The following is an 11,729-nucleotide window of genomic DNA, read 5'->3' on the forward strand; positions in this document are numbered from 1 at the left end:
CAATTCCATGCATTTGCAAGACCTTTACGAACGCTTCTTCCGTCGTCATCTTCATGGCGCATACCTTTCGCTTTTATTCAGAGAATTTCGTCTTTCAGGGCATACCAGCGGTACATGGCGCGCTGACCTATGCGCCGGAATGGCGTCAACATGCCGTAGCTCGGTAGTTCTGATGTGAAAATCGGTAGGTCCAGTCCCTGTCCGCGACCGGCCATCAATTGTGCAACTCGACGTCCCGCCTGTGCAGAATACATCACGCCATTCCCGCCGTAGCCCATGGCGTAATAAATTTCCTGCGTCGGATCAGGGCGGAAGATACGGGGCATCATGTCATGACTGACATCAACCCAACCCCACCAGGAATAATCAACTTTAATACCTGCCAATGTCGGGAACTTCCGGTAGAGACCTGCAAGCAGCAAGTCATAATGCCGGTGGTTCGACGCATCTGCCCCCGTAATCGCACTGCGACTGCCAATCTGCATTCGCCCATCTGGCAAGAAGCGATAATAGTGGCGAAGTGTTCGGGTATCAGTCAGTGGGATTCCGGTCTTCGGGCCACAGGCTTCGATTTCTTCGGCCGTCAGTGGGCGGGTTACCACTGAATTTGATAGTATCGGCATAAGCCGATGGCGCGTACACGGATGGAGCTCAGGCGACGTATAGCCAGCTGTCGCGAAACAAACCTGCCTCGCCTTTACAGTTCCGTTAGGAGTTTGGAGATGAAAAATATTTCCATTCTTGCGGCAGCTCAGCACCGGGCTTGCCACATGCACTTTTGTGCCGAGTTTGCGCGCAAGTTGTAGATAGCCGAAAGCAAGCTTGGCTGCATGTACACCAATGCCATCTGGCTCATACATGGCGCCACACGCTTCCTGATCGCGGATGAAGTCGCTGTGAATTTCATCGCGGCTGACCATGCGGGTGCGATATCCGAATACTTCATTGAGTAAGCGGGATTCTTTCTCCAGCGAAGGGATGACCTTGTCGCGATGCGCAATATACAGATGTCCGCCGTCTTGCGGATCACAGTCAATCTCTGGTTCGGCAATAAGTGAGCGGAAGAGATCGAAACCTTCTGCAATTTCCTTGTGAAGTTTTTTAGCGACGTCCACGCCCCAACGCTCAATCCATTGCGACCGTTTAAGCCGTCCCGCAGAGATTTGGGCCTGACCTCCATTGCGGGTACTGCACCCCCACGCAACCCCGTTGGCCTCCAGCACCACCGCTTTAATGCCATGATCGCGGGCGAGATGAATGGCAGCTGACAATCCTGTATATCCGGAACCAACAATGACGACATCAGCGTCGACATCGCCGTGAATGGGGCCGTCATCTTCCGGTGCGGGCCCAGCTGTGCCGATCCAATAAGTCGGCGCGTAGTCTCTGCCTTGACCGGGCGTCTTCGCGACCACCGGATCATAAGCAGGGTCGAATGGCTGCTTGGCGGAATAGTTATTGAGCGTGTGAGTATTCATGTGTCGGTCCTCCAAATCACCGACTGGCACAGGTGAGGCCTATGCAGTCAGCAAAGGCCGGTTTTTGCGGAATGCCTGTTTGCGGACGATCTTGCCGCCCCGCTGCGTAAAGAGATCGCAACCTTCTGCCTCAATGCGCGCACCGTTTGCATCAGTGCCGCGAAACGTCCACTCGGAAACGGCGCGATCTCCGCTCACGAAGTGCCGATGACCGTCCCAGCTGGCATCTGACATTGTGGCCCAGACACCGGAAAACGCCTTGGCGATTGCCTCTTTGCCTTCGAGGCGGGTGCCATAAACTTCCTCACCACCAACGGTATAGAACACGCAATCCTCAGCAAAAAATGTCATGATCGCGTCGATGTCATGTCGGTTAAAGGCGTCGAATAGGTCGGAAAATTGCTTTTCTGTGAGGTGCCCAGCGGACATTCTAATGCTCCTTGATCAATCTGCTATCTGTTCGGAAAATGCGTACAGCTTTCCCGTGGCGCGGCAGGACAGCTGCGCGATTATCGTAGAAGTTGGGGGGTAAGTGGTCGGGTTAAACGGCGTCTGTTGCCATCAAATTTTACCCTTCCAAGGAATAAGAACCTTCTCCATATAGCGGATGAGAAGATCGAAGGCGAAAGCGAACACACCTATGACGATGATACCCATGATGACGGTATCACTGGCAAGAAATTGGGCTGCATTGAGCACCATGAAGCCAAGTCCGCGATGGGCTGCTACCATTTCTGCTGCGACCAGCGTCGTCCAACCCACACCAATGCCGATCCGCATACCTGTGAAGATTTCCGGTAGTGCGGCTTTCATGATGACTTGCGTTATTACCTGCGTTCTCGATGCACCCATGGCGTAAGCCGCGTGAATCTGTTCAGTGGAGACAGAGCGAACGCCTGCTCTTGCTGCAATCGCCATTGGAGCGAAGATCGCAAGGAAGATGAGAAACACCTTCGGGAATTCACCGATGCCCAGCCATATGATGATCAGCGGCAAGTAGGCAAGCGGTGGAAGCGGGCGATAGAATTCAATAATCGGGTCAAGTACCCCGCGGCAGAAGCTGCTCATCCCCATCATGATACCGATCGGGATTGCAGTCACACAAGCGATGGCAAAAGCGCCAAGCACACGCCCTAAACTGGCAAGCGTATGTTCCACCAATGTCGAGTTCGCAACACCATCGGTCATGGCAATCACAAATTTATCATAGACTGCGAAGGGAGAAGGTAGAAAAAGCGGTTTCACCCAACCCATGCCCGTCACGAGGAACCAGACTCCCAGCAACAGGAGTGCTGTAACCAAACTGATGAAGCCACTGTTTCCGTCACCCGGAGCGCCGTAGACTTTACCGGGCTTGACTGGCCGTGCCCGAGTAAAAAACTCAAGCATGGGCCAGTTCCGGGTTTCCTGATGCACGTTCATCGCCATAGATAATCCCCAGAATTGTCTCACGCATCTTGATGAAGTCGGGACTGGATTTAACGGCGCGCGCGTCACCGCATTCCAGAAAGCGCCGGTTAAAGTCCAGATCGTAAGTGTGAGTGATCCGTCCCGGGCGCGGCGACATGACAATGAGCCGCGAACCAAGAAACAAAGCTTCTTCGACGCTGTGAGTGATAAAGAAGAACATTTTATTGGTAACTTGCCATACCCGCAAAAGTAGTTCCTGGATGGTCTCACGAGTAAGAGCATCCAGTGCTGCCATCGGCTCATCCATAAGCAGCATGGCAGGATCGCAAGTGAGAGCGCGAGCAATACCAACACGCTGCTGCATCCCGCCTGACAGTTGATAGATCTTGTGGTTGTGAAAGTCTTGCAAGCCGACCAGTGCTAGGTTTTTGGCAGCGCGCTCGCGGCGCTCCGCTTTAGGTACACCCTGAAGCTTAAGCCCAAACTCCGTGTTATCGACCACATTGAGCCAGGGGAGAAGTGCGTGCTTTTGAAAGACAACCCCTCTGTCTGCGCCTGGCCCGCGAACAAGCCGCCCGCCTAGAGTGATCTCTCCCGCTGAGGGGATCATAAACCCAGCCATCAGATTGAGCAGAGTGGTTTTTCCACAACCAGACGCGCCAAGTGCTACGACAAAATCGCCGCTGTCGATCTGTAGATTGACGCCCTTGAGTGCAATCACGGCTTCTTCCACATACAGACCCGGATAGGTCAAACTGACATTCGATACGTTCAAGGTTTCCATAACGTCGCCTTTTGGGAACGAAGGAGTGGTCCCGGCAATACGGATCAATTGCAAACCTGAATTTGCAAAGTTGCGCGGAACCAGCTCAGTTCAACGACGGATTCAAGCAGCCGTCGCTGGCGGAGTCGCTTGAATTACTTCACGTAATTACTTTGCGGCGGCTTCGGCAAAACTGCCATTTACATTGCCGCTATAATCATCCAGCGCTTTGTCTAGTTGTTTCTGATCAACAAGAAATTTCGCACTCTGAGTGATGGACTTCAGCGCACCGCTTTCTTTGCCTCCACCGAGCCAGGTCGGAGAAGCCTGTTCCTCCGCTGTCGGGAAAGACAACAGTTTGAGTGCGTCTGGTATGTCAGCAGCATTGCCACCGATTAGTTTGACCATGCCTTTGACCTGCGCGGAATCTGCCGTCCATTGGTTGCCATTGGCCTTATAGTCCGCATAAGCATCCTTCAGTACTGTCGTGAAGGCGGTCATGAACTTCGGATTTTCACTGGCAAAGTTTTTGTCCACGACAAGTCCGTCAAAAGTGGGTACGCTTTTCTCGCCTACTTCTTCGGAATTGGCGATTTCCTTGCCGGTTTTAAGAATTTCGGACAGTGCAGGCGGCCAGACATATGCCGCATCGATATCACCGCGCTGCCATGCAGCAACAATCTGTGGCGGCGTCATGTTCAGAATTTCTGCATCGCGCGGATTGATCTTCCAGATATCGCTCATGCCAACGAGAAGATGAAAATGCGAGGTGGAGACGAATGGTACACCGATCTTCTTACCCTTCAAGTCTTCCGGCTTTTCAATGCCGGAGCCCTCGCGCGCGACAAGTGCTTCCGACTTACCGATATTGTCGAGAATCCAGAAAAGCTCCAGCTCGACACCGCGTGTCGATGCTGCCGCGATACCCGTTGAACCGATCACGCCTATTGGCACGTTGCCGGACGCAAGTGCGGTAGAAATATCGCCGCCCGAAGCAAATTGTCGCCAGTCGATCTTATATCCAGCTTCTTTGGCCGCCGCGTCAAACTTCCCATCTGCAATTGCAGTGAGAAATGGTCCGACGATTTGCTGATAGCCGACCACAACCGTGGTTTCAGCATAGGCTGCAGTTGTTGAAAACGCAGCAACAGCTGAAAATAATACCACCCGTTTTATGCTAGTAAAATAATTCATGGAGTTCCCCTTCCATTTTAAGAACCATGCCTGACTTTGTCATGACTGCTGGCGTTTTCCGCCAATCTTCAGTTCCGCACACAAACGATAGCCATGTCAGCAATTTTGACTTATATCCAGTTTGAATAGTCAATAAGTCCAGATTGCTGACTGAGATTCCTTCATCATGAAATCCCGGCTAGAATGCACTTTACAATCCAAAATTTTTTATTGGGAGAAATAGAAAGAAGAAACACTATTGATGAGTTGGAACAAGACGCTGAAGAGCGACGTGATTTTCAGCATATTTGCTGATTTACTAATGGAGTGAGGCCTTGGGTTCTGTCTCGCCGACGATTTTCTTCATTGATGGCTTTCGAAGTACCGGATTACAGTCTCAAATTCGGGAAACAACAGTATCCGCTATTCTTTCTGGTGCTATCTTGCCCGGAGCGCGTATGCCGTCGACGCGAGGACTAGCAGATTATCTGAAAATATCGCGACTTACGGTTACATTGGCTTATCAGGAGCTTGTTTCGCAGGGCTATCTTGAAGTGCATTCGAGGAGCGCTTATCATGTAGCTATAGCACCTCCGATCAGTCGCCCGGATGAAGATTTTTTGCAGACGCCAAATACAGCGGTAGATTGGTCCTCCAAGCTGCGGCCCGGTTTCAATATAGCGAAGACAATTCGAAAGCCTTTGGATTGGCGGCGCTATCGTTACCCTTTTCTGTACGGGCAGATGGACCAGACATTATTTGATCTGGCTGCGTGGCGCGATTGCGCTCGCCGGGCCTTGGCGCGCGAGGATTTCATCCTTATGGCTGGCGATTTTGCAGCTGCTGACGACGTGGAACTCGTAAACTACATCAGGTCCCGTACCCTACCGAGCCGAGGTATCCGTGCAGAGCCCGACGAGATATTGGTTACGGTTGGTGCTCAAAATGCACTTTGGATTATCAGTCATCTGCTTTTGACAAATCGCTCGCATGTCGTCTGCGAAAATCCAGGGCATCCTGATATTAGCGCGACACTTCATTTGACCGGAGCTCATGTAACCGCACTCGATGTTGATGAAGGTGGCTTGCCACCGGAATTGCTTCCGAATGGTATCGATGCAGTCTTTGTAACGCCGAGCCATCAGTCGCCAACCGCTGCGACAATGCCGCGAGCAAGGCGCATTTCTCTTCTGGAAGCAGCCGCAGAACGTGATTTCGTCATAGTCGAGGACGATTATGAATTCGAGATGAGTTTTCTTCAACCCCCGACACCCGCACTGAAATCGCTCGATCGATATGGCCGTGTACTTTATGTAGGAAGCTTTTCAAAATCATTGTTTCCGGGCTTACGGCTCGGATATCTTGTGGCACCAGCGCCCGTTATTCGTGAAGCAAGAGCTTTGCGTGCGCTGATGTTGCGGCACCCCCCAGGCCATTTGCAGCGAACCGCCGCTTATTTCCTAGCACTTGGCCATTACGATGCGGTTATTCATCGGATGCGCATTGAGTATCACAAACGCCATATAGTTATGATCGATGCGCTTGAACGTGAAGGTTTAAAGATCGCAGGTAAATCGGGTTTTGGCGGGACTGCCTTCTGGATAGAAGGCCCAGAAGGCATGGATGCCGACAAACTGGCTCGCGATTTGCGCGAGGACGGCGTGCTCATCGAATCCGGTGCGCCATTCTTCTGGAGCGATGACAGGCCGTGTCGCTATTTCCGTATCGCGTATTCTTCCATTCCCATCAATCGCATCGCCGACGGTATTAAGCTCCTTGCCTCTCGAATGCGGCAAAACTCTTAGCCTAGCCTGGTTTTGGGGCTAGTCTCGTTCGTCGATAGATGTCCACCCAGAGCTTTTTAATCTCAGACCATAACAAGCTCTATGAACTTCGTGACTTGCTCTTTATCGATTGAAGGCCGATTGTTAATTCCGAAATGTTCACAAAATGAGGCTAGCAAGTTATGGCCATTATTAAAGCTTTTACGTCTATCGGCACTGTTATAGTGTTATCATTCACATTGGCTGGCTGCGTAAGTGAGTCATACTCATACGATGGCTATAGAGATTACGGGCCTTCGTATGGGGGTTACTACTCGGGATCAGCCATTACTTACCGTAATAACCCGAGATATGATTCACGATATTATCGTGATCGTCGCTACTACCGCTCGGATAGATGGCGGAATGATTCAGGTCGCCCAAGGCCCGAGCGTCGAGATGATTATGCCCGGCCTCCTGTGCAAAGACCAATTCAACGACCAGAACAGGTTCAGCGACCCGAGCAGCCTCGCGTTGTTGCGCCAAGAGGAAATGAACCAGGTTACACGCAATATTCGAATGGTATGCGTATTATAAAAAGAGAGTCGCAGAACTGAATTAAGCTGGAGATGACCATAGTATCTACAAAGAACAATTTTTAGATGCTCTTGTTCAAGAAGCCCCATCCGTAATTTATGTCATTACGGATGGGGTTCTATTATTCACTAAATTTTAAAAACGAACGCGGAAGCCCAGAGTGCCCTTGTAGCTGTAACCGTCGGCAAAGCTCTCGAGGCTGGTATTGATCGAACCTTCGCCATAGATCGAATATTTATCACTGTTCCAGTTGTAGCTGCCACCTAAACCGATTCCGCCCCATAGACGTTCGTTCTGGCTGGCAAAACTCGTGCCGGAAACATCAACCTTTGTCCCTTCCAGGAACTCATAGTAGAGGTTTGCTATACCGTAGAGATAGGTTCTATCGATAAGACCATTGGCATTGTACCAAGAGTTCTGACGCTCAACAGATAAACCAATCCTGCCTTGGAGGCTCTCTCCGCGGTCGAGACTAACGCGGGCGTTGAAAGCATCGTTAAAGCTGTCGAAATTTACATTCGAATAAGTCAGCTGAGCTTGCGGGGTTACGGACCAACTCTGATCAATTGAAATGCGCTTACCGCTTTCCGCAGAGAAGGCATAGCCAAAGCCGTTATTGCTTTCCACCAATCCCATATGAGCGAGATTAGACGTCAGATCGCTATCATACCATGTTACCTGTGCCTGACCATCAAGATAGAAGCCGTTATCGCCATACCAGGTGAGGGTTCCGCCAAAACCATAGCCATCTGTCGAGATATCGCCCTCGCCATAGAGTGAGCTTGTCTTTGCTTTACCATGGGCATAATGGATACTTATGCCGCCGATCAACTTGCCGCTTTCTGTTTCGGCCAACATGCCGTCAAGTCCGGCTTGCAGTTTGAGTGTGTTGAAGCTGTAGTCCGTTCCGGAAGTTGAGAAACGCGGGTCGGAATTTGTATGAGCACCTTCAATGCGCCCCCATACTCCATTCCCCTCAATCAGAGAGCCAGCCTCTTGTGCTGGGGCATAGGGAGAACCAACCGGGTCAGCACCTTCTGCAAGTATAATATTCCCGGCATTACTCCAGTACCGGTTACCTACACGCTGTTGCATTGTTGGTAAGCCGTTTAGACCCTGAAGAAGCTGCGGATAGGCTTCATAACTCGGAACACCAGGCTGATATAGCGGGATTTCTTCGCCATCATCACCGTCGCCTCCGCCGGTTATTCCACCGCCACCCGTTGGATCTTTGATCGTAGAACGTAGATACCAGTCGCCATCATTCGGGTTAGATTTTCCGTTTTTGTAGAGCTGATAAGCATAAGCACCACCAACTACAGCAGGCGCTCCCTGGAATTGATAATCACCAAGTAGCGTGAACGTGGCATTAGATGCACCAGTAATATCGACGATTTTGATACCTTCAACAGTCTGAGCACCACTTCCGCCGACATTCTTGACTGAAAGAACACCGCTTCCGCTTGTATTATCACCAATCAAAAGCCGATCGGTGATTGAACTGTCGTTGCCGAGCACCGTTCCGATTAGAACCGTACCGCCATTCGCGGTATAGTTGCCGGTGACGGTCAGCGTCGTACCTGGGTTCGGGCCAAGATCAACGATTCCGGAGTTGTTCAATGTTTTAAGTGACTGATTAAAGTCATTAAGAGCCAGAGTTCCCGTTTGTGCGACTTCAAAATCCGAATTGGAACTAAAAGTGTTCGTTGCACCTGCTGCGAGTGTTCCAGCTTCGACAGAGGTCGTACCAGTATAAGTGCTCTGCTTGTTAAGAACTGTTACACCGGTCCCGATCTGACGGACATTACCCGCGCCGGAAATTGCACTGTCAAAGCTAAGTGCGTCAGATCTGTTGAATGCCAAAGTACCGTTATTGGCTATGTCACCAACGATTGACCCTGACGTCCCTCCATCGCCGAGCTGAAGTAACCCTGATGCAATAGTGGTGCCACCTGAGTAGGCTCCTGTGCCAGTGAGAACAAGCGCACCTTCGCCCGTTTTGATCAGTGACCCGGTTCCGGCAATACTTCCCTGTTGTGCGAGTGTCGTACCTGTATCCGTTTCAATCGTCGCATTACCAGCACCGATGGTCGTGGAGCGATTCATTGAGATGTCAGCAGTTGAATGAAGTGTGCCTCCATCAATGCTAAGTTGACCAGATGCCGATCCCAGATTTGCGTCAGACGCGATCTGAACAACCCCTGCACTAATGGCTGTTCCGCCTGCATAAGTGTTGGTGCCATTCAATACGAGCGTGCCTGTGCCGATCTTCGTCAAATTGCCGTCACCGGTCACAATACCATCGTAATCTAACTTCGTTGCGTTGGTCGTTTCGATTGTGCCACCAGCGGATTGCAGTTCAGTGGCCCGGTCGATTGTAAAGTCGGCTGTCGTTCGCAACGTGCCGCCATTAAAAGATACGTTGCCCGCTGCATCACCCAAATTACTGTTCTCTGCGACCTGAAGCACGCCGCCATTGATTGCGGTGCCCCCTGCATAGGTATTGGATGCTCCAAGGATAAGTGTGCCAAGATCAGTTTTGGTAAGTTGGGTATTTCCAGTGATAATAGAGTTGATGGTAGCAGTGTAACCCTCACCAGCTGCTGTACCATCGCCCACACGGATGATCGATGAGGGCGAACCTACCAGCGTAATAGCATCACCGGTAATTACATAACCGTTGCTCGCGAACTGCATGCCTGATGCACGAACATCACCTGCACTGTTGTCAACTGTGACGGTTCCTGCCGTTGCCATGAAAATTGCAAACGCGTCATCCAGATATGGCGCATTGATCGCTCCGGTTGGCTCGGTCCAATTGATGTTGGCTCCACCCGAGCCCGAACTCTGCCATGTGCCGGCTCCGCCATTAACTGCACCATTTCCGATTGCGCCATTTGATGCAGGCCAGACATCCCAATAGGTCAGGTTCAACCCACTCGTGTTGACCAGATTGACCTGGTTGGCAACTGCCGTCTGAACGTAATAACCGCTAGCTGGGATAGTTCCGATTGTCAGACCATTATCAGTCAGCGTGCCGTCATAGCTGATAACGCGATAAACGCCTGGGTCAAACGATCCACCGGGGGTAGCGACGACGTTGATTGTGCCGTCGAGGTTCAGATTTCCCTTAACTGTGGTGAGGTCGTTGAGAGGCCCACCGGCCACGTTGGCCTGCCCGAAACTATATTCAAGCATTGAGCCGCTGCTTAGAGCGAGATCACCGTTAACTGTGAGTTCTCCCGGTGCATCTCCAGCCCGACCTGGCGCAAGAGTGCCACCATTTTGCAAGGTAACATTGCCACCAATCGTACCTACACCACCGATCGTGGCGTCGTTCTCTACACTTGTTGGACCTGTCGCAGCGCTTTGATCGCCATTTACATAAAGCGCACCGCCAGTTACCGTCGTTGTATCACTATATGTATTGGCACCCTCAAGGTTCAACACACCAGCGCCTGTTTTGCTGAACCCGCCCGTGCCAGTAATGACTTGTGTGACGTTGGTCGTATTGCCATTGGTATCGAACGTGCCGCCACCGGCGTTTAGAACAATCGCACGGCTGTTTGCTAGATCAAAGGAAGAGTCGAAACGCAAAGCTCCGCCGTCAAATGTGAGGCCGCCATTCGCATTGCCAAGCGCGCTGTCAGCTGAAACAGCAATTGTACCTTCATTAATCCGTGTGCCGCCGGAATAAGTGTTTCCAGCCACCGTTGCCGGTGTCAAGGTAAGAACGCCTGTCCCTGTCTTTTCAACTGCGCCGGAGCCAACTATTTGACCGGTATAAGTGCCATCATCAGGCTGGGTGAAGCGAACAAGGCCATCATTCTGTACGTTGTTGATGTTGTTCACTGCGATGGTTTTAACTGGAAGGCTTTGCGCACGCGCTTCAAGCACACCATCTGGACGAACAATCACATTGCCAGTGTAATCGAGATTGTTGCCTGTCAGAGCCAGCGTTCCGTCGTTTACCGTAACAGTGGTAAATCCGGATAAGCTGCCGCTTACAGTCCATAGGCCGTCACCGTTTTTAGTCAAAGTGGTAAAATTTCTAAGTGCGCCTGCGAGTGTGTCGCTCGACCCTGAAATACCTTGAAGAATAAGGTCGTTAATACCACCGCCGCCGTTGATGTTACCCGTAACGACAGAGTTTGGTTCAAAAGTCAGTGTATCGTTGCCGCCTGCAAAGCTCAGATCGCCAATTACCTGAGCGCCAGTCCGGTTGATAAAGTTGATGCCAGCGCCGCCATTGGTGCCGATCACGCTGCCGCCGCCCAATTTTTGTATCGTTCCGTAATTGTCTACGGTATTTTTAGCGCCAATCGTTTGATCTTCGAACCAGATAGCGGCGCTGCTTTGACCCTGAATAAGACCACGATTGATAATCGTATTTCCAAAACCATGAACATTCACGGCTTCCGCACGAGTATTCGTGCCGTTTGAAATGACCTGTCCACCTTGTTCAATAATAAGCTGACCATTGCTGCCGAACTCAATTGTATTCGGCCCGGTACCGAACAAACCGGCCCCTGAAGGGTTAGACGT

7 protein-coding genes are annotated in these 11,729 nt (G+C 51.2%); 1 reads left to right on the plus strand and 6 read right to left on the minus strand.

What is annotated here, in order from left to right:
- Positions 1 to 77: 77 nt before the first annotated feature.
- The 5 genes from RT142_RS23835 to tauA all read right to left on the minus strand — a co-directional run bounded on the left by RT142_RS23835 (position 78) and on the right by tauA (position 4,845).
- Positions 78 to 1,478, minus strand: a complete 1,401-nt coding sequence (locus tag RT142_RS23835) for an NAD(P)/FAD-dependent oxidoreductase (RefSeq protein ID WP_113160233.1) — start codon at positions 1,476 to 1,478, stop codon at positions 78 to 80.
- 39 nt (positions 1,479 to 1,517) lie between these two features.
- Positions 1,518 to 1,907: a nuclear transport factor 2 family protein gene (locus RT142_RS23840; protein ID WP_007879911.1), complete on the minus strand. Its 390-nt coding sequence runs from the start codon at positions 1,905 to 1,907 to the stop codon at positions 1,518 to 1,520.
- Positions 1,908 to 2,039: 132 nt separating this feature from the next.
- A complete protein-coding gene (locus RT142_RS23845) occupies positions 2,040 to 2,867 on the minus strand; it encodes an ABC transporter permease subunit (RefSeq protein WP_007879908.1) in 828 nt (275 codons plus the stop codon).
- A complete protein-coding gene (locus tag RT142_RS23850; protein WP_112807222.1) occupies positions 2,860 to 3,672 on the minus strand; it encodes a taurine ABC transporter ATP-binding protein in 813 nt (270 codons plus the stop codon). The genes RT142_RS23845 and RT142_RS23850 overlap by 8 nt, the downstream gene beginning before the upstream one ends.
- 147 nt (positions 3,673 to 3,819) lie before the next feature.
- A complete protein-coding gene (gene tauA, locus RT142_RS23855; protein ID WP_113160232.1) occupies positions 3,820 to 4,845 on the minus strand; it encodes a taurine ABC transporter substrate-binding protein in 1,026 nt (341 codons plus the stop codon).
- 314 nt (positions 4,846 to 5,159) lie between these two features.
- Here tauA and RT142_RS23860 point away from each other — a divergent pair, with 314 nt between their 5' ends.
- Positions 5,160 to 6,629, plus strand: a complete 1,470-nt coding sequence (locus RT142_RS23860) for a PLP-dependent aminotransferase family protein (protein ID WP_064321996.1) — start codon at positions 5,160 to 5,162, stop codon at positions 6,627 to 6,629.
- Positions 6,630 to 7,319: 690 nt separating this feature from the next.
- Here RT142_RS23860 and RT142_RS23865 read toward each other — a convergent pair.
- The gene (locus RT142_RS23865) at positions 7,320 to 11,705 is read right to left on the minus strand and encodes an autotransporter outer membrane beta-barrel domain-containing protein (RefSeq protein WP_313032045.1); all 4,386 of its coding nucleotides are present in this window, start codon (positions 11,703 to 11,705) and stop codon (positions 7,320 to 7,322) included.
- Positions 11,706 to 11,729 lie beyond the last annotated feature (24 nt).

The organism is Brucella sp. (genome assembly GCF_032066345.1).
Classification (GTDB): domain Bacteria; phylum Pseudomonadota; class Alphaproteobacteria; order Rhizobiales; family Rhizobiaceae; genus Brucella; species Brucella pseudogrignonensis.

Bases quoted from the DNA above. Each gene is read 5' to 3' on its own strand.
- RT142_RS23840 (WP_007879911.1), bottom strand. From the start codon at position 1,907: ATGTCCGCTGGGCACCTCACAGAAAAGCAATTTTCCGACCTATTCGAC.
- RT142_RS23845 (WP_007879908.1), bottom strand. From the start codon at position 2,867: ATGCTTGAGTTTTTTACTCGGGCACGGCCAGTCAAGCCCGGTAAAGTC.
- RT142_RS23850 (WP_112807222.1), bottom strand. From the start codon at position 3,672: ATGGAAACCTTGAACGTATCGAATGTCAGTTTGACCTATCCGGGTCTG.
- tauA (WP_113160232.1), bottom strand. From the start codon at position 4,845: ATGAATTATTTTACTAGCATAAAACGGGTGGTATTATTTTCAGCTGTT.
- RT142_RS23835 (WP_113160233.1), bottom strand. From the start codon at position 1,478: ATGAATACTCACACGCTCAATAACTATTCCGCCAAGCAGCCATTCGAC.